The sequence below is a fragment of the Mycobacterium cajalii genome, assembly GCF_045809005.2.
In the GTDB taxonomy this organism is placed as follows: Bacteria; Actinomycetota; Actinomycetes; order Mycobacteriales; family Mycobacteriaceae; genus Mycobacterium.
In genome coordinates, this window is record NZ_CM141436.1 from 2,501,721 (window position 1) to 2,519,748 (window position 18,028).

Sequence of the window (18,028 nt, forward strand, 5' to 3'; positions counted from 1 at the left end):
TGCGAGAGAAAGGAACTCCGGTGCAAGGAGCGGTAGCCGGCGTGGTGTTGCTGGTAGTTTTGGTGATCTTCGCCATCGTCGTGGTGGCCAAATCGGTCGCCCTCATCCCGCAGGCCGAGGCGGCGGTGATCGAACGGCTGGGCCGGTACAGCCGCACGGTCAGCGGTCAGCTGACCCTGCTGGTGCCGTTCATCGACCGCGTGCGCGCGCGGGTGGACCTGCGCGAGCGGGTGGTGTCGTTCCCGCCGCAGCCGGTGATCACCGAGGACAACCTGACCCTCAACATCGACACCGTGGTCTACTTTCAGGTCACCAGTCCGCAGGCGGCCGTGTACGAGATAAGCAACTACATCGTCGGGGTCGAGCAGCTCACCACGACCACGCTGCGCAACGTCGTCGGCGGCATGACGCTGGAGGAGACGCTGACCTCGCGCGAGGTGATCAACGCCCAACTCCGCGGCGTGCTCGACGAGGCCACCAACCGGTGGGGTCTGCGGGTGGCGCGGGTCGAGTTGCGCAGCATCGACCCACCGCCGTCGATCCAGGCCTCGATGGAGAAGCAGATGAAGGCCGACCGCGAGAAGCGGGCCATGATCCTGACCGCCGAAGGTATGCGCGAGTCCTCGATCAAGGAGGCCGAGGGGCAGAAGCAGGCCCAGATCCTGGCCGCCGAGGGCGCCAAGCAGGCCGCGATCCTGGCCGCCGAGGCCGACCGGCAGTCCCGCATGCTGCGCGCCCAGGGCGAGCGGGCCGCGGCCTACCTGCAGGCGCAGGGGCAGGCCAAGGCCATCGAGAAGACGTTCGCCGCGATCAAGGCCGCGCGACCCACCCCGGAGTTGCTGGCCTATCAGTACCTGCAGACGCTGCCGGAGATGGCGCGCGGTGACGCCAACAAGGTGTGGGTGGTGCCCAGCGACTTCAACGCGGCGCTGCAGGGCTTCACCCGGATGCTGGGCAAGCCGGGCGAGGACGGGGTGTTCCGGTTCGAGCCGTCGCCGGTCGACGAGGCGCCGCAGCGCGAGACTGATGACGCCGAGGTCGCCGACTGGTTCTCCACCGAGACCGACCCGGCGATCGCGCGGGCGGTGGCCAAGGCCGAGGCGATCGCCCAGAAGCCGGTGGAGGTTCACCCGCCGCCGGAATTGGGCCACTAGCCGATAGGTGGGTGTCAGTCGGCGCTCAGAGCAGGCCGCCGCCGTTGCCGCCGGCGCCGCCGCTGCCGCCGGCGCCGCTGAGGGGGCTGGTGCCGGTGGATCCGGATTCGCCGCTCGTGCCGCCACCGGAGCCGCCGGTGCCGCCGCTGCCGCCGTTGCCGCCGACGGTGCCGTTGCCGCCGGAGCCGCCGGAGCCGCCGGTGCCGCCGGTGCCGAGCGGGCTTGCGTTGCCTCCGGTGCCGCCGCTGCCGCCGGTGCCGGTGTTGGCGTTGTCTGCGGTGCCGCCGGTGCCTCCGGTGCCGCCGTCGCCGCCGGTGCCGATCAGTCCGGCGTTGCCGCCGGCGCCGCCGGGGCCGCCGTTGTTGCCGGTGGTGCTGGGGAGTTGGGCGCCGGCGCCGCCGGCGCCGCCGTTGCCGCCGTTGCCGAACAGGGTGCCCGCGTTGCCGCCGTCGCCGCCGGGTGCGCCGTTGGTGCCGGCGCCGCCTTTGCCCAGGAAGGTGGTGCCGCTGTTGCCGCCGGCGCCGCCGGCGCCGCCGTTGCCGCCGATCGGGCCGCCGTGGCCGCCGTGGCCGCCGTGGCCGCCGGTGGCGGGGCCGCTGTTGCCGCCGGCGCCGCCGGCGCCGCCGTTGCCGATCCCGATGGTGCTGCCGGCGCCGCCGTTGCCGCCGTCGCCGCCGATGCCGGAGGCACCGTAGCCGCCGGTGCCGCCTGATCCGCCCAGGCCGAGTAGTTCGCCGCCGCTTCCGCCGGTTCCGCCGGCGCCGCCGGAGCCGAAGCCCGCCGAGCCGCCGGCGCCGCCGGCGCCGCCGGCGCCGATCAGTCCGGCCGCGCCGCCGGTGCCGCCGTTGCCGCCGACTCCGCCGCCGGTGAACGGTCCGCTGAAGCCGCCGTTGCCGCCGGCGCCACCGACACCGAGTAGTGCGCCGCCGGCGCCGCCGGCGCCGCCGTCGCCACCGACCACTCCGACGCCCAGTACGGTGCCGTTGGAGCCCGTGCCGGTGCCGCCGGTGCCCCCGCCGCCGCCGATGCCGATCAGTCCGGCGTTGCCGCCGGTGCCGCCGGTGCCGCCGTCGCCGCCGACGCCGGTGCCGCCGACGCCGCCGTGTCCGCCGTCACCGATGAGGATTCCCTGGCCGCCGGCGCCGCCGTTGCCGCCGCGGCCCAGCCCGCCTTGGCCGCCTTGGCCGCCGGATCCGCCGATTCCGGCCAGCAGGCCGGCTTGGCCGCCGGCGCCGCCGGTGGCACCGTCGCCGAGGTATCCGGTGCCGCCGATGCCGCCCGTGCCGCCGCTGCCGAACAGTCCGGCGTTGCCGCCGGCCCCGCCGACGCCGCCCAGTGTGCCGGAGGCAAAGCCGCCGTGTCCTCCGTTGCCGCCGTCGCCGAACACCGCGCCGCCGGCGCCGCCGGCGCCGCCAGCGCCGCCGATGCCGTTGGCGGTGGTGGCGGTGCCGCCGTAGCCGCCGATGCCGCCGGTGCCGATCAGTCCGGCGTTGCCGCCGGCGCCGCCGGCGCCGCCGTAGAGGTCCCCGGAGCCGCCGGCGCCGCCGGCGGCCCCGCTGGTCACCGACAGGATGCCGGCATTGCCGCCGTTTCCGCCCGCGCCGCCGGTGCCCAGTCCCGAGCCTCCGGCGCCGCCGGTGCCGCCGGCGCCGAACAGGCCACCGTGGCCACCGGCACCGCCGGCGCCGCCCAAGCCGTAGGAGGCGTTGCCGCCGGCCCCGCCGGCGCCGCCGTGTCCGAACAGCCAGGCCGCACCACCGGCGCCGCCGGCACCGGCTGCGGTTCCCGGGCTGGCTGCGGCGCCGCCGGCTCCGCCGGCGCCGCCGTTGCCCAGCAGCAGTCCTCCGGTTCCCCCGGCACCACCGGCGCCGCCGCCGGCAGCCCCGGCCCCGCCGGTGCCGCCGGTGCCGAACAGGCCCGCCGAGCCCCCCACGCCGCCGGCGCCGTGGTTGACTCCGGCCACACCGGCGGCCCCGGTACCGCCGTTACCGATCAAAAACCCGCCGTCACCGAGGTTGCCGAACACTCCCGACCCCCCCAACAACGACTGGTTGGGGCCGGTGAAACCGTTGACGCCGTTACCGATCAAGTCCCGGCCGAACAAAAACACCGTCGGGGCATTGATCACCTGATCGACGGCCTGCCCGAACCCACTGGTGATATACACCTGCGCCGGATTGGCCGCCGCAGTGGCCGCGGCGTTGGCGGCCTCCTGGGCCGCATACAACCCACCACCCGAAACCAGCGACTGCACAAACTGATCATGAAACAGACCCGCCCGATCGATCAGCGCCTCGAACTGCTGACCATGCGCCCCGAACAATGCCGCCACCGCCGCCGACACCTCATCCTGAGCCGCGACCATCACCGACGTCGTCGACGGCGAAGCCACCACACTGGCAGCCCGAATCGACGAACCAATACCGGTCAAATCCGCAGACGCCGCAACAAAAGCCTCAGGCGCCGCGATCAAGAAAGAGGACATCCATGGTTCCCATCGTGTTCGGGGCAGTGACACAAATGCACAAGCTCAAGACGACCTAGCCGGTCCGGTCACGGATACTACGCGAACCTAACGAGTTTTCGGAACAGATTTCGACAAACTCGGAAGGAATCGGATTTTCCCGCCCACACATCGACGAAACACCCAGCCCGCCATGGGCACCAACCACCAGCCACCCACACGAAAACCCCCGACACGCCCCGGCTTTCCACCAACCACACCCCATCCCATCCCCCTGCCGCGCACCAATGCCCGAACGGCGAACCGCCGCAGTTATTGAGGTGCTACCTGTCGGTACGGGCGAACGTTGGCGATACGTTTCGTCCGGCGGCTGAGCCGAGGCAGGGATTCTCCTGTGGGGCGGCGGCCCGACGGGATCGCCGATCGAGTTGGGCGAGTGTGGTTTCCACTGTGCGGCGCGGATGATCCCGGTCGGAAAGTTCGGCGCGGCGGTCGGCGGCGGGCTGCCGGATCGGAGCGTGATTTTTCCGGCTGGTGCGGGAGGTCGCCGTGCCGTGGCGCGGGAACACCCCATGCAAGACGAGGTACGAATGCCCGCAATGCCGTGCGGCCGAACGGCGTTGGATTCAGCTCGACGGCCGGTGGTTGCACGCGGTCAGTACCGGGCGTGTGCGCAGAACGGCTCGGCGCACGTCTGAATAGAGCCCACCACGGACTGCGCTGTGGTGGCCATTCCCGCCTGCCCACGGCGGGCGGGCGGGAAACGACTGCGTCTACGATTCGGCCACGCCAAATACACGCCGAGGCCTGTGCCGCAGCGCCAGTACACATCCGGGCTTTACCGGGCGTTCGTCGACGTCGCCGAAACCGGCTTGCGCGGCCTCTCGGGCTCGTCGCTGGGCACCCGTCAACGGCCCCAACGTATCCCAACGGACTGCCTACCACCGATCCGATCGTCAGACAAGACCATTGTCGGTCCGGCGAAGAATCGGCAGCGGGAATTGGTGCATGGGGTGGGGCTGTGGTTGGTGGAAAGCCGGGGCGTGTCGGGGGTTTTCGTGTGGGTGGCTGGTGGTTGGTGCCCATGGCGGGCTGGGTGTTTCGTCGATGTGTGGGCGGGAAAATCCGATTCCTTCCGAGTTTGTCGAAATCTGTTCCGAAAACTCGTTAGGTTCGCGTAGTATCCGTGACCGGACCGGCTAGGTCGTCTTGAGCTTGTGCATTTGTGTCACTGCCCCGAACACGATGGGAACCATGGATGTCCTCTTTCTTGATCGCGGCGCCTGAGGCTTTTGTTGCGGCGTCTGCGGATTTGACCGGTATTGGTTCGTCGATTCGGGCTGCCAGTGTGGTGGCTTCGCCGTCGACGACGTCGGTGATGGTCGCGGCTCAGGATGAGGTGTCGGCGGCGGTGGCGGCATTGTTCGGGGCGCATGGTCAGCAGTTCGAGGCGCTGATCGATCGGGCGGGTCTGTTTCATGATCAGTTTGTGCAGTCGCTGGTTTCGGGTGGTGGGTTGTATGCGGCCCAGGAGGCCGCCAACGCCGCGGCCACTGCGGCGGCCAATCCGGGGGCATCGTTGGATGCGGCGTTGGTGGGTGCGGTCGGCACGTTGAACAACACCGTCAACGGGGCCGCGCAGGTGTATATCACCAGTGGGTTCGGGCAGGCCGTCGATCAGGTGATCAATGCCCCGACGGTGTTTTTGTTCGGCCGGGACTTGATCGGTAACGGCGTCAACGGTTTCACCGGCCCCAACCAGTCGTTGTTGGGGGGGTCGGGAGTGTTCGGCAACCTCGGTGACGGCGGGTTTTTGATCGGTAACGGCGGTACCGGGGCCGCCGGTGTGGCCGGAGTCAACCACGGCGCCGGCGGCGTGGGGGGCTCGGCGGGCCTGTTCGGCACCGGCGGCACCGGCGGGGCCGGGGCTGCCGGCGGCGGCGCCGGTGGTGCCGGGGGAACCGGAGGACTGCTGCTGGGCAACGGCGGCACCGGCGGTGCCGGTGGTACCGGGGTGGCCGGGATCGTCGGTGGCACCGGTGGTGCCGGGGGTGCGGCGTGGTTCTTTGGTGATGGTGGTGCCGGGGGTGCCGGCGGTTTGGGCGGCGCGGGAGTCACCGGTAGCGCGGGTGTGGCCGGTGGTGCGGGGACACCCGGTGTGCTCGGGTCCAATTCCGGTGCTGGTGGTGTCGGCGGGACCGGTGGTGTCGGTGGTGTCGGGGGCGGTGGTGGTGTGGGTGGTGTCGGTGGTCATGGTGGCGCCGGTGGGGAGTTGGTCGGTAACGGTGGTCTTGGTGGTGTCGGGGGGCTGGGTGGCTCCGGGGGTGTGGGTGGCACCGGTGGTCATGGTGGTGTCGGTGGTGTGGGTGCTGATGGCGGTGGAACCGTGGCCGGTGGTGCCGGTGGCAACGGCGGTCTGGGTGGTAACGGGGGTACGGGTGGTGGCGGCGGCGCCGGCGGTGCCGGTGGTGCCGGCGGGTCTCACGGCTTGTTCGGTGCCGCCGGTCTTGACGGTGGCGGCGGTGCCAGCGGTTCGCACGGCATCGAAGGTGTCGGTGGGGTCGGCGGTGCCGGTGGTGCCGGCGGGGCCAGCGTGGGCAACACCGGTGGGGGCGGCGGCACCGGCGGTAACGGCGGGAACGGCGGCCAATTCGGCGGCGCCGGGGGCATCGGCGGTGTCGGCGGCGCGGGCGCTTACGGCGGCACCGGAGGTGGCGGCGGGAACGGCGGCAACACAGTGTTCGCCGTCAGCACCGCCGGTGCCGGTGGTGAGGGTGGCGCCGGTGGCGGTGGCACCGTCACGGCGGGCGACGGTGGTGTCGGCGGCGGTGGGGGTAACGCGGGCGGGCGCGTGGTGGGTCTCGGCGGTGCCGGTGGCCAAGGCGGTCAAGGTGGCGCCGGGGAAGCCTCCGGGGTGGCCGGCGGCCAGGGCGGCGCGGGCGGTCAGGGCGGGACATCGAGCAGCGCTTTGAGCGAAGGCGGTGACGGCGGTGCCGGCGGTGCCGGCGGTGCCGGGTTCACCGGCAGCACTCCCGGCGCCGGCGGGCTCGGCGGCAACGGCGGTACAGGCGGTGACGGCACGTCGGCAGGCGGTCTGGGCGGTGTCGGTGGCGCCGGCGGCAGCGGCGGCGACTCGACGACCACCGGGGGCACCGGCGGGACCGGCGGCACGGGCGGCAACGGCGGCACCGGCGGAGCCGGTGCCGGCACGACCGGCGGCAGCGGCGGGGCCGGCGATCCGGGCGTCACGCCCATCGACTCGACCGGCGGCGCGGGCGGCGCGGGTGGTACACCCGGCCTGGGCGGTGGCGCGGTATAACCCGGTTGCGCACGTCGCGGGTCGCGTTCCCCAGCGTCGGCCCGCCCCGGCGATCCTGGCGTCGACGGAACCCACGAGTTCGGACCGCCGAAGGATGGTTTCCTCGGTCCCGGTCGGCGGCGCGCAATAGGATCTGCACATGAGCGTGCTGACTTCCCCGAAAACTTATGTGGCGCTTGCCGCGTTCCATGCCGGCGACGCGGTTGCCTGCGCGATCCCGGCGCCGCCGATCAAGAAGATCCTCGACGACCTCGACGTCCCGGAGAGCGTCCGGCCCGTGCTGCCGGTGGTCAAGGCCGCCGCCGCGATCGGCCTGTTCTCGGTGAGCTGGTTCCCGGCGCTGGCCAGGCTGACCACGGCGATGCTGACGGTGTATTTCGTCCTGGCGGTCGGGGCGCACATCCGGGCGCGGGACAAGATCGTCAACACCCTGCCGGCCGCGGCGTTTTTGGCCACCTTCGCCGTCATGACGGTCAAGGGGCCCGACCGCACCTAGTCGAGACGCAACTCGACCAGCGGCAGCGGCGTGCCCGTCTCGGTGATCGGAACGCCGAGCGTCGCCTCCAGCACGGGCCGGAGCTGCGCCCACGCGCGGGGGTGGCGGCTGCGGTAGTCGGACAGCGCGCGGTCGGCCTGCTGCTGGTCCAGGACGCGGGCGGTGGCGCGCCGGGGCGGATGGCTGCCGGCGTAGACCCGCACCCGCGGGTCGGCCTCGACGTTGCGGAACCACTGGGCCTTGCGGCCGAAGCCGGAGGCGACGACGTAGACGCCGGCTTCGGGGTGATCGATCACTTCGAGCACGGCGTAGCGCTTGGCGCCGGAGGTGCGGCCGGTGTGTTCGAGCATCAGGAACCGGGTGCCGAGCAATGCGCCCGCGCGGGCCTTGAAGATCCAGATCGGTGCGCGCATCAGCCGGCGCGACCGGAGCAGACGTCCACCGAGCCTGCCGCGAAGGGAGTGGGCCGACATTCGTCCCATCCTCGCAGTTCGCGCGGCCGTGATCCACGCGACCGCGTAGGCACCGTCCGTTGCGGGTACGTCACCGCCCGATGAGAACGAAAAGATGGACGCGGGACGAAGTCCGGGTCGCCGACATGGACGCGGCGCATCGCTCGATCCAGGGCACCGCGATCGGCAACTTCATGGAGTGGTACGACTTCAGCCTCTACAGCTACACGGCCACCACGCTGGCGCAGGTCTTCTATCCCGGGAACACCTCCAGCACCGGCAACCTGATCGCCACGTTCGGCACGTTGACCGCGGCGTTCGGGGTGCGCCCGATCGGCGGATTCATCTTCGGCCCCTTGGGTGATCGGATCGGGCGCAAGCGGGTCTTGATGATCACCATCGTGCTCATGGCGGCGAGCACGACCGCGACCGGCCTGCTGCCCGGCTACGGCACCGTCGGGGTCTGGGCGCCGATCCTGCTCGTCGTCATCCGCGTCTGTCAGGGCCTGTCCACCGGCGGGGAGTACGTCGGCGCCATGACCTACGTCGACGAACACGCCCCGGACCGGAAACGCGGCATGATGGCCGGGTTTCTGCCGATGGGCACGTTGAGCGGCTACGTCGCGGGTGCGGGCCTGGTGACGGCGCTGCAGGTCCTGCTGTCGACCTCGGACATGACCAGCTGGGGCTGGCGCCTCCCTTACTTTCTCGGCGCGCCGCTGGGCCTGGCGGCGCTGCTGATGCGGCTGCGTATCGAAGAGTCGCCCGACTACGAGGAGATCGGGGAGGACGAGCGCACAACCTCTGGTCGCGAACAGTTCCGCAAGACGGTGCTCGGGCAGTGGAAGGCGCTGGTGCTGTGCGTCTGTCTGGAGTTGACGATCAGCGTCGTCAGCTACATGACGACCGGGTACCTGCCCACCTACCTGAAGAAGACCGTGGGCCTGCCGGACAACCCGGCGCTGGTGATGCTGCTGATCGTGCTCGTCATCCTGATGGCGAGCGTGGTGTTCGTGGCCAAGCTGTCCGATCGCATCGGGGTCAAACCGCTGATGTGGACCGGGTGCGCCCTGCTCGTGACGGCGTCGATACCGGCGTTCCTGTTGATGCGCTCGGGTGGCTACCCGACGAAGTTCGCGGGCGTGCTGATCGTGGGGCTGACCCTGCTGTGCTTCAACAGCGTCGAACCGGCGACGCTGCCCTCCCTGTTCCCGACCAACGTCCGCTACGGCGCGGTGTCCGTCGCCTACAACATCGCGGTCTCGGCCTTCGGCGGGCCGACCCCGCTGATCGCCGAGTCGCTGGTCTCCTCCACCGGCGACGCGCTGATGCCGGCCTACATCCTGATGTTCGCCGGGCTGGTCGGCGCCGCGACGCTGTTCTTCACTCCCGAGGTGGCCGGCAGGCGGCTGCCGGGCTCGGGGCCTGCGGTCGAAAGCGAGGAGGAGGCGCGCGCACTGATCGGGGCGGAACGCGACTCGCGACCGGCGCCGCAATCAGCGCTGCGGTCCGCGCGGCGAAGGCCGGCGGCTCCTCCGCGTAGGCGGACGCGCGGCGGGTAAGCCTCCGCTCGATGGGTACGACAGCCGAGGGCCGTGGCCGCTGGTCGCGTGACGAGATCCGGGTCACCGACAAGGGCGCGATACGCCGCTCGATCCAGGGCACCGCCATCGGCAACTTCATGGAGTGGTACGACTTCAGCCTCTACAGCTACACCGCCACGATCCTGGCGCAGCTGTTCTTTCCCCAAAGCGGTGGTTCGGGCGGCATCATCGCCACCTTCGGCACACTGACCGCGGCCTTCATCGTGCGGCCGTTCGGCGGGGTCGTCTTCGGCCCGCTGGGCGACCGGATCGGGCGCAAGAAGGTCTTGATGATCACCATCGTCCTGATGGCGGCGAGCACGACCGCGACCGGACTGCTGCCCGGTTACGACGCCATCGGCGTCTGGGCGCCGATCCTGCTCATGGCCATCCGCGTCTGTCAGGGCCTGTCCACCGGCGGGGAGTTCGCGGGCGCCATGACCTACGTCGACGAACAGGCTTCCGACCGCAAGCGCGGCATGATGGCCGGCTTTCTGCCGATGGGGACGCTGAGCGGGTACGTGGTGGGCGCGGCGTTCGTGACCGGGCTGCAGATCGCGCTGCCGGCGGGGGACATGACCAGCTGGGGGTGGCGGATCCCGTTTCTCGTCGGCGCGCCGCTGGGGGTGGCCGCACTCCTGATGCGGCAGCGTATCGACGAATCGGCCGGTTACCAGGAGTCGAAGACGGACGACCAGCCGTCCGGCGCCGAGCAGTTCAAAGAGACGGTGCTGAAGCGGTGGCAATCGCTGCTGCTGTGCGTCTGCCTCGAGTTGACGATCGGGCTGACCGGCTACATGCTCACCGGATACCTGCCGACCTTCCTGAAGTCGACGGTGCACGTACCGGACAACCCCGCTCTGGCGATCGTGCTGGTGGTGCTGGTCATCCTGCTGTGCGCCGTGGTTTTCGTCGCGTGGCTCTCCGATCGGATCGGCGTCAAACCTCTGATGTGGACCGGGTGCGGAGTCCTGATCGTCGTTGCGGTACCGGCGTTCCTGTTGATGCGGTCCGGCGGTGGCTACCTGGTCAAGTTCCTGGGCGTCCTGCTCGTCGGGCTGCCGTACCTGTGCTTCACCAGCATCGAGCCCAGGACGCTGCCGTCGTTGTTCCCGACCAAGGTGCGTTACGGCGCGACGTCCATCGGCTTCAACGTCGCCGTGTCCGGTTTCGGGGGGCCCACCCCGCTGGTCGCGGAGTCGCTGGTCTCGGCGACCGGCAGCTCGCTGGCGCCGGCTTTCATGCTGATCTTCGCCGGTGCCGTCGGCGCGGTCACGTTGTTCTTCACACCCGAGGTGGCCGGCAGGCGGATGCCGGGCGCCGGGCCCTCCGCCGACGACCGCGAGGAGGCGCGCCGGCTGGCCGGGGAAAGGCGCGACTCGCGCCCGGCCCCGCGCTGAGGCGCGGGCTCGGGCGTCCTCAGCTGTGCGGGGCCGGCGGCTGGGCCGGGGCCGGCGGCCCGCCGGGCGGCGGCGGTGGTGGTGGCCGGAAGCCCCGCGGCGGCCTGGCCGGTCCGGGCGGACCGAAGCCGAAGCCGTCGGGGGTGAGTCCCGGCATCGGCGGCGGCGGGGGGCCGGGATGCAGGTGCGGGGCCAGCAGCGGCGGCGGGGGCGGCGGTCCGGGTGGCCCGGCGCTGATGATCCAGGCGAAGGCGATCGCCGCGACGGTGCCGACCGCGCCGACCAGCGCGCCCGCCACGGCGGCGCCGATCACCACGGGCGTGGAGTGGCGGCGTGGCTCGCGCGGTGGGGCGGCGGCGGGTGCAGGAATGGGTGCCGGGGTGGCTGCGGGGTTGTTGTCGTTGTCTTCGGTGCTCATGTGCCCGGACGTTAGGCGGCGGACCTGAAGTGGGTCTGAAGAAGTTGCGTCAGCTGTCGTCGGGAACCGACACCGCGCAGGCGATGCCCGGTGCCTGCGCGATCCGCCGGTCCAGCGTCACCAGCGGGGCGGCCAAAAGTTCGGCGAGCGCGACGTAGGTGGTGTCGTACCAGGACAGATTCGCTCGCAGCTCCCACACCCGGGTCGCCAGCAACTCGTACGGCCACAGGTCCACCGGTAGGTCGAGCAGGTCGGCGTGGGCCTGCGCGGCCTGCTCGGCGCCGATCGCCGCGGCGAGTTCGGCCCGCCTGATGACGTTGCCGCATTCGAACGGAAACACCGCGGGCGCCACCAGGTCGGCGTCTGCCAGCTGCGCCGTCGCCCACCGGCCGTCGCTGCCGGAATCCAGCAGGACGGCGACCACGGCCGACGCGCCGCAGACGACGCGCTCGCTCACCGGCGATCGGATTCTTTGGCGGCGAGGATGGCGTCCGCGTCGAGGCGCACGCCGGTCGCGTTCACCCGCGCGCGGGCCCGGGCGACGACATCGCGTGCCGACGGCCTGGCCGCCGTCGCGACGAGCAGGCCGCGCAGGTATTCCTGCAGCGACTGGCCCGACCGGGCGGCACGCGCGCCCAATTCGCCGCGGACGTCGTCGGGGATCCCGCGGATCGTGATGGCCACCATGCATGCAGATTAGCAGCGCAAGCAGCAGAACAGACGCGGTCCGATCTTCAGCCCAATCCCAGAAACGGCCACTACAAATAGGGCATGGCCGATTTGCTGGGGACGGGCGATCGGTTCACCGCGGGCACCCCGCGGGTGCTGGTGGTCGAAGACTCCCGGACGATCCGCGAGATGGTCAGCGAGGCGCTCACCGAGGTCGGCTACCACACCGACGCCCGCCGCGACGGCGACGAATTGGAGGACGCCCTCGACGGGCTGCGGCCCGACCTGGTGGTGCTCGACGTGATGCTGCCGGGGCGCGACGGGTTCGCGCTCATCGACGTGATCCGCGAGTGGGGAGACATCGGGATCGTGCTGATCACGGCCCGCGACGCCCTGCAGGACCGGTTGCGCGGCCTGGACGGCGGTGCCGACGACTACGTCGTCAAACCCTTCGAGCTCGCCGAACTGGTGTCGCGGGTCGGCGCGGTGCTGCGCCGGCGCGGACGGTTGCCGCGCGTCGTCCAGGTGGGCGACCTGGTGCTGGACGTCGAGGCCGGCTTGGCCGCGCGCGGCGGGCACCGGCTGGAGCTGACGGGCACCGAGCTGCGGCTGCTGACCTTCCTCGTCGAGCAGCGCGGCGGCATCGTCAACGCCGGGCAGATCCTCAACGCCGTGTGGGGCTACGACGCCTACGACCCCAACCTGGTACAGGTCCACGTCAGCGGCCTGCGGCGCAAACTCGAGGCCCACGGGCCGCGCATCCTGCACACCGTCCGCGGTCTCGGCTACCGCCTGCAGCCGCAGCGGCCGTGACGACCCCGACGCCGTCGCTGCAGCGCCGCGTGACGGTGGTGCTGCTGGCGTTGCTGGCCGGCCTGCTGGTCCTGCTCGGGGTCACCATCGACGTGAGCCTGGGCGTTCTGGCCCGCCGGAACCTGCACGACCGGTTGCTGGCGGCGACGTCCCGCGCCGACGCGTTGGCCGCCGCCCGGACGCCGCCGGACCTGCTGGCCGCCGAACTCAACGGGGGTGGTGTGCGGGCGTTGCTGGTCACCGCCGACGGCGCCACCTACGGCGATCGGGGCATCAGCCCCGACGCCCGCGCCGGCGCCTTCGTGCCGCCGCCCGGGCCGCCCCCTCCGCGGCCGCCCGGCCCGCCCCCGCCCGGCATGCCCCCCTGGCCGCCCCCGCCGCCACCGCCACCACCGCGCGGCCATCCGCCGCCGGACGCGACCGCGACCGTCGTGGTGCACCCGCTGCCCGGCGGCTCCCGGCTCGTCCTGGTCGCCGACACCACGCAGACCACGCAGGTGGCCCGCCAGCTGCGCGGGCTGATGATCGGGGCCGGCCTGGCCACCCTGCTGTTGGCGGCGCTGCTGGTGGTCGCGGTCAGCCGGGCGGCGCTGCGGCCGTTGGACCGGCTCACCGCGCTGGCCGACGACATCACGACCGGGGACCGGGGCCGTCGCCTGCATCCGGACCGCGCCGACACCGAGTTGGGCCGCGCCGCGGGCGCCTTCGACCGGATGCTCGACGCGTTGGAGGCCTCCGAGCGGCAGGCCCGGCAGGCCGCCGACGCGGCCCGGCGCGCCGAGGCGGCGACCCGGCAATTCCTCGCCGACGCCGCCCACGAGCTGCGCACCCCGATCGCCGGCATGCAGGCGGCGGCCGAACAGATCGCCGGCAGCGCCGGCCGGCACCGGGAGGACCCCGCCGCGCGCGGGCAGTACCGCAGGGCCGGCCTGCTGTTGGCGGACGCCCGTCGCGCCGGGCGCCTCGTCGCCGACATGCTGGATCTGAGTCGCATCGACGCCGGGATCCCGCTGCAGGTCGGAGACGTCGACCTGGCGGCCCTCGTGGACGCCGAAGCGGACCGGACCACACTGCTGGCGCCGCAGCTCACCGTGATCCGGACGGGCCTGAGCGAGCTCGCCATCACCGCGGACTCGACGCGGCTCGCCCAGGTCATGGCCAATCTGCTCGACAACGCGCGCCGGCACACCCCGGGCGGCGGCGCCATCCACATCGACGTCGCCGTCAGCGACGGCGCCGCCCAGGTGACCGTCACCGACACCGGACCCGGTGTTCCCGACGCCGAGCGCGAACGCATCTTCGAGCGGCTGGTGCGCCTGGATGCCGGCCGTGCCTACGACCACGGCGGCGCCGGACTGGGCCTGCCGATCGCCCGTGCCCTGGCCCGCGCGCACGGCGGCGAGCTGGTGTGCCTGCCGCGCGAGGGCGGCGCGCAGTTCGTGCTGAGATTGCCCCTGGCCGAGGGAGTTGCGGGCGCTAGCCGGCCGGCCGGGTGACGACGGCGGTCAGGTGCCACCTGTCCAGCCAGGGCTGCACCAACTCGGCCATGGAGAACTCCACGGGAACCGAGCATCCCGCGTGCGGATTGGCGGGATTGCCACCGCGGATTTCGATGCCGACCGCGGTGGCGGTGCCGTCGTTTTGCACGAGGTAGACCGGTCCGCCGGAATCGCCGCACAGGCCCGACGCCGAGAACGTGACCGTACTGTCGGTGACGTCCAGGACCTGTCCGCATTCGGTGATGTCGGTGGTCATGCCGAACTTGCACAGCCGCTGGCCGATTCGCAGTTTCGTCGTGACACCGGACACCGGCAGCGAGGCGGCGATGGCCGAGGACCGCGGAACCTTGTCGCCGTCGATCATGATCAGGCCCATGTCGTGGGCTCCGGCGTGATCTCCCTCGCTGACCGTGCGGCTGAACGTTCCCAGCCGCGTGTAGGGGAGGGTCCCGCCCAGGTTCATCGTCACCGCGCTCGGTTCGCCGGGCCGGTTGCAGTGACCGGCGGTCAAAACCGCCGCCCGACCCGAGCGGGTGCGAACCAGAAACCCTGCCGTGCAACCCATTCCGCCGGAACCGTCGGCGTAGTCGACGTAGATGCCGGCGCCTGGGCCGATGGCGCTTGCCGGCGGCAGCGGGATGGGTGACGCGACGGGGGACGGGGCTGTTGCTGCAACGGGGTCGGCGTTGTCGAGCGGCAGCCGCATCGCCGCCAGGAAGACGGCGGCGCAGCACAGCGCGGCGACCGTCGGCAGCGGGACACGCATTCCCAGCAGCGCCCGCCGCAGGTGGCCCGCGCCCGGTTGCGGGGCGCGGCGCCGAAAGATCCGGTGGACCATGAAGGACAAGATGGCGATCAGCACCGATGCCGCGGTGGCGATGAGCAGCGTGACGGTGCGGGCCCGCGTGGGCTCCGCGTCCTGACTCGCGAGTTCCAGTGCGCAGAGGACCACCACAACAAGACATTTCCCCCGATGCGGGGGCGCTAAAAGTGCGGTTCGCTCAGCGGCCGACGGCCGGCTCGCGGCGGTGCTGACGCCGGTAGTGGCGAACCTCGAACACCAGCCCCAGCAGCCCCAGGGCGCTCGTGCACAGCGACACCAGATACAGCAGCGGGTCGGGGTGGCCGGCCAGCGCGTCGCCGAGGACCACCACGGCGACGGTGCCGGGCAGCAGCCCGGCGACGGTGGCCACCGCGAACGGCAGCACCCGCACGGCCGACGCGCCGGCGGCGTAGTTCAGCGCGGAGAACGGTACGACGGGAATCAGCCGCAGCGACAACACCGCCGGCCAGCCCCGCTCCCGCAGGCGCGTGTCCACCCTGTCGACCGCGCCGTGGCGAACCAGGCGGCCCAGTTGCCATCCCGCCGCGCGCACCAGCAGCAGGGCGATCACCGCGCTGGCGGCGCTGGCCGACACCGCGATCAGCACGCCCAGCAGCGGGCCGAACAGCAGCCCGGCGGCCAGCGTGAACGCCGTGCGCGGAATCGGCACCACGGTGGCGACGACGTGCGTGGTCAGAAACGCCAGCGGGAACCACGGTCCGACGGTTTGCGCCCAGTCGCGCACCTGCACCGCGGTCGGCAGCGGCACCAGCAGCGCCACCGCCACCACGACGCCGATCACGAGCGCAGTCGCGACGGCGCGCGGCCGGGACAGCTGACGCGCGGTCGCGCCCAGCGCGCAGCCGACGCTGCGCAGGGTGCCGGTGGATTTGCCGGTGGCGGGGGCCGTCACGCCTTCAAAGGCTACGGGCCGCGGGTGAATATCGCGTTGCCCGAGTCTGGCGTTTCGCGATCGCGACCTCCCCGCCGGAGGGCCGCAGGCGATCAATTAGCCTGGTTAGCAAGTGGCGACCCGGGATGGGGAAGATTGCCAATTCCTGCGATTACAGGAGCAGTCGGTGTCCGTGGATGTACCAACGGAGGTACCTGCCGAACCAGCAGCCGGTCAGGAAGCGCTGGCGCGCTGGCGCACCGCGGTCGCGGGCGTGCTGGCCAAGAGCACCCGGCGTGACCCCGCGGAGCTGGGTGAGCAACCCGAGCGCTCGCTGGACACCCCGACCTATGACGGGTTTGCCGTCCGGGCGCTCTACACCGCCCTCGACGAGCTGCCCGAGCCGCCACTGCCGGGCGAGTGGCCCTACGTGCGCGGCGGCGACGCGGCGCGCGACGTCAACGCCGGCTGGAAGGTCGCCGAGGCGTTCCCCAGACCCGGCGCCGACGACGACAACGCGGCGGCGCTGGCCGCGCTGAACGACGGGGTCAGCGCGCTGCTGGTCCGGGTGGGGGAGTCCGGCGTGGCACCCGGGCAGCTCGGCGGCCTGCTCGCCGGCGTGCACCTGGACCTGGCGCCGCTGATCCTGGACGCGGGCGCCGACTATGCGGCGGCCTGCGACGCGGTGCTGGAGCTGGTCGACCGGCTGGACGTCGGCGCGACGCCGGCGGTGGACCTGGGCGCCGACCCGTTGAGCGCGGCGCTGGGTGGCCGGCCGTCGTGCCCGGTGCAGGACGTGATGGCGGTCGCGGGCCGGGTGGCCGGGCGCCGCGGCGTGCGGGCGATCACCGTCGACGGGCCGGCCTTTCACAACCTGGGCGCCAGCGCGGCGTGGGAGCTGGCCGGCAGCGTGGCGGCCGCGGTGGCCTACCTGAGGATGCTCGTCGAATCGGGGATCCCGGTCGGCGACGCGCTGCGCCAGATCAGCTTCCGGATGGCCGCCGACGACGACCAGTTCATGACGATCGCCAAGCTGCGGGCCGCTCGCCGGCTGTGGGCGCGGGTCGCCGAGGTCGCCGGTGACGCCGACGGCGGCGCGGCGGTGCTGCACGCCGAGACCTCGCTGCCGATGATGACCCAGCGCGACCCGTGGGTGAACATGCTGCGCGCCACGGTGGCCGCGTTCGCCGCCGGTGTCGGCGGCGCCGACACCGTGCTGGTGCACCCGTTCGACGTGGCGATCCCGGCCGGCTTCCCGGGCGTGTCGGCCGGCTTTGCGCGCCGCATCGCGCGCAACACCCAGCTGCTGCTGCTGGAGGAGTCCCACGTCGGACGGGTGCTGGATCCCGCCGGCGGCTCGTGGTTCGTCGAAGAACTCACCGACGAGCTGGCCCGCGACGCCTGGGGGCACTTCCAGGAGATCGAGTCACGCGGCGGGTTCGCCGACGCCCGCGGCTACCTCGCCGGGCAGATCGCCGCGGTGGCCGCGCGCCGCGCCGACGACATCGCGCACCGCCGCACCGCGATCACCGGCGTCAACGAGTTCCCGAACCTGGCCGAAGCAGCTCTGCCACAACAGGATTCGACGCCGGCGGTGGCGCGCTACGCCGCCGCGTTCGAGGCGCTGCGGGACCGCTCGGATGCCTTCCTGGCCCGCACCGGCGCGCGTCCCCAGGCGCTGCTGTTGCCGCTGGGCCCGCTGGCCGAGCACAACATCCGGGCGACGTTCGCCGCCAACCTGCTGGCCTCCGGCGGGATCGAGGCGGTCAACCCCGGGCCGCTCGACGCCGCCGGTGTCGCGCGGGCCGTGTCCGACGCCGGCTCACCGGAGGCGGCGGTCATCTGCGGCACCGACAAGCGCTACGGGGACGAGGCCGCGGGCGTCGTGGCGGCGGCCCGCAGCGCCGGCGTGTCGCGGGTGTACCTGGCCGGGCCGGAGCAGGCCATGGGCGATGCCGAGCCCCGGCCCGATGAGTACCTGACCGCGAAAATCGATGCGGTCGAGGCCCTGTCGAATCTGCTCACCCGATTGGGGGCGTAGCCGCG

The 18,028-nt window shown here is 72.3% G+C and carries 15 protein-coding genes; 8 read left to right on the forward strand and 7 right to left on the reverse strand.

Going from position 1 to position 18,028, the window contains the following annotated elements; all coding sequences use genetic code 11:
• The first annotated feature begins 20 nt into the window (after positions 1-20).
• Positions 21-1,154, forward strand: coding sequence for an SPFH domain-containing protein (locus ACJ512_RS12025; RefSeq protein WP_407686354.1), 1,134 nt, complete (start codon positions 21-23; stop codon positions 1,152-1,154).
• A gap of 25 nt (positions 1,155-1,179) precedes the next feature.
• On the opposite strand, the gene ACJ512_RS12030 is transcribed toward ACJ512_RS12025, so the two are convergent.
• Positions 1,180-3,639 (reverse strand): PE family protein, encoded by a 2,460-nt coding sequence (locus tag ACJ512_RS12030; protein WP_461480061.1) that lies wholly within the window; start codon positions 3,637-3,639, stop codon positions 1,180-1,182.
• A gap of 1,237 nt (positions 3,640-4,876) precedes the next feature.
• On the opposite strand from ACJ512_RS12030, the gene ACJ512_RS12035 reads away from it, so the two are divergent.
• A complete protein-coding gene (locus ACJ512_RS12035) occupies positions 4,877-6,937 on the forward strand; it encodes a PE family protein (protein WP_461480062.1) in 2,061 nt (686 codons plus the stop codon).
• Positions 6,938-7,076: 139 nt separating this feature from the next.
• The gene (locus ACJ512_RS12040; RefSeq protein WP_407689701.1) at positions 7,077-7,433 is read left to right on the forward strand and encodes a DoxX family protein; all 357 of its coding nucleotides are present in this window, start codon (positions 7,077-7,079) and stop codon (positions 7,431-7,433) included.
• Here the strand turns inward: ACJ512_RS12040 and ACJ512_RS12045 are convergent.
• The gene (locus ACJ512_RS12045) at positions 7,430-7,906 is read right to left on the reverse strand and encodes a nitroreductase family deazaflavin-dependent oxidoreductase (RefSeq protein WP_407689700.1); all 477 of its coding nucleotides are present in this window, start codon (positions 7,904-7,906) and stop codon (positions 7,430-7,432) included. The two genes, ACJ512_RS12040 and ACJ512_RS12045, sit on opposite strands and share 4 nt — an antisense overlap.
• 125 nt (positions 7,907-8,031) lie before the next feature.
• Here ACJ512_RS12045 and ACJ512_RS12050 point away from each other — a divergent pair, with 125 nt between their 5' ends.
• Both ACJ512_RS12050 and ACJ512_RS12055 read left to right on the forward strand, forming a co-directional pair.
• A complete protein-coding gene (locus ACJ512_RS12050) occupies positions 8,032-9,447 on the forward strand; it encodes an MFS transporter (RefSeq protein WP_407689703.1) in 1,416 nt (471 codons plus the stop codon).
• Between the two features lie 80 nt (positions 9,448-9,527).
• Positions 9,528-10,868: an MFS transporter gene (locus tag ACJ512_RS12055; RefSeq protein WP_461480120.1), complete on the forward strand. Its 1,341-nt coding sequence runs from the start codon at positions 9,528-9,530 to the stop codon at positions 10,866-10,868.
• A gap of 19 nt (positions 10,869-10,887) precedes the next feature.
• Here the strand turns inward: ACJ512_RS12055 and ACJ512_RS12060 are convergent, their stop codons facing one another.
• Genes ACJ512_RS12060 through ACJ512_RS12070 form a run of 3 tightly spaced genes read right to left on the reverse strand, consistent with a single transcriptional unit; the run spans position 10,888 to position 11,973 of the window.
• Positions 10,888-11,286: a hypothetical protein gene (locus ACJ512_RS12060; protein WP_461480063.1), complete on the reverse strand. Its 399-nt coding sequence runs from the start codon at positions 11,284-11,286 to the stop codon at positions 10,888-10,890.
• Positions 11,287-11,335: 49 nt separating this feature from the next.
• Positions 11,336-11,743: a type II toxin-antitoxin system VapC family toxin gene (locus tag ACJ512_RS12065; RefSeq protein WP_407689773.1), complete on the reverse strand. Its 408-nt coding sequence runs from the start codon at positions 11,741-11,743 to the stop codon at positions 11,336-11,338.
• Positions 11,740-11,973, reverse strand: coding sequence for a FitA-like ribbon-helix-helix domain-containing protein (locus ACJ512_RS12070; protein WP_407689774.1), 234 nt, complete (start codon positions 11,971-11,973; stop codon positions 11,740-11,742). The genes ACJ512_RS12065 and ACJ512_RS12070 overlap by 4 nt, the downstream gene beginning before the upstream one ends.
• Before the next feature lie 84 nt (positions 11,974-12,057).
• Between ACJ512_RS12070 and ACJ512_RS12075 the strand changes: the two genes are divergently transcribed.
• Together ACJ512_RS12075 and ACJ512_RS12080 are read left to right on the forward strand one after the other, a co-directional pair.
• Positions 12,058-12,768: a response regulator transcription factor gene (locus ACJ512_RS12075; RefSeq protein WP_407689775.1), complete on the forward strand. Its 711-nt coding sequence runs from the start codon at positions 12,058-12,060 to the stop codon at positions 12,766-12,768.
• On the forward strand, positions 12,765-14,264 hold the full coding sequence (locus ACJ512_RS12080) for an ATP-binding protein (RefSeq protein WP_461480064.1): 1,500 nt from the start codon (positions 12,765-12,767) through the stop codon (positions 14,262-14,264). The genes ACJ512_RS12075 and ACJ512_RS12080 overlap by 4 nt, the downstream gene beginning before the upstream one ends.
• Here ACJ512_RS12080 and ACJ512_RS12085 read toward each other — a convergent pair.
• Entirely contained in the window at positions 14,245-15,222 is a 978-nt protein-coding gene (locus ACJ512_RS12085; RefSeq protein ID WP_407685859.1) for a S1 family peptidase, read from the reverse strand. The genes ACJ512_RS12080 and ACJ512_RS12085 overlap by 20 nt on opposite strands.
• Before the next feature lie 46 nt (positions 15,223-15,268).
• Entirely contained in the window at positions 15,269-16,003 is a 735-nt protein-coding gene (locus tag ACJ512_RS12090) for a TVP38/TMEM64 family protein (protein ID WP_407685860.1), read from the reverse strand.
• A 166-nt stretch (positions 16,004-16,169) separates the two neighbouring features.
• Between ACJ512_RS12090 and mutA the strand changes: the two genes are divergently transcribed.
• Complete coding sequence (gene mutA, locus ACJ512_RS12095; RefSeq protein WP_407685861.1) at positions 16,170-18,023, forward strand: methylmalonyl-CoA mutase small subunit; 1,854 nt, start codon at positions 16,170-16,172, stop codon at positions 18,021-18,023.
• The last annotated feature ends 5 nt before the right edge of the window (positions 18,024-18,028 follow it).

What these genes read in the sequence shown, in the direction of transcription:
- ACJ512_RS12030 (WP_461480061.1), bottom strand. Translation starts at nt 3,639, where the DNA reads ATGTCCTCTTTCTTGATCGCGGCGCCTGAGGCTTTTGTTGCGGCGTCT.
- ACJ512_RS12050 (WP_407689703.1), top strand. Translation starts at nt 8,032, where the DNA reads ATGGACGCGGCGCATCGCTCGATCCAGGGCACCGCGATCGGCAACTTC.
- ACJ512_RS12060 (WP_461480063.1), bottom strand. Translation starts at nt 11,286, where the DNA reads ATGAGCACCGAAGACAACGACAACAACCCCGCAGCCACCCCGGCACCC.
- ACJ512_RS12040 (WP_407689701.1), top strand. Translation starts at nt 7,077, where the DNA reads ATGAGCGTGCTGACTTCCCCGAAAACTTATGTGGCGCTTGCCGCGTTC.
- ACJ512_RS12045 (WP_407689700.1), bottom strand. Translation starts at nt 7,906, where the DNA reads ATGTCGGCCCACTCCCTTCGCGGCAGGCTCGGTGGACGTCTGCTCCGG.
- ACJ512_RS12070 (WP_407689774.1), bottom strand. Translation starts at nt 11,973, where the DNA reads ATGGTGGCCATCACGATCCGCGGGATCCCCGACGACGTCCGCGGCGAA.
- ACJ512_RS12075 (WP_407689775.1), top strand. Translation starts at nt 12,058, where the DNA reads ATGGCCGATTTGCTGGGGACGGGCGATCGGTTCACCGCGGGCACCCCG.
- ACJ512_RS12035 (WP_461480062.1), top strand. Translation starts at nt 4,877, where the DNA reads ATGTCCTCTTTCTTGATCGCGGCGCCTGAGGCTTTTGTTGCGGCGTCT.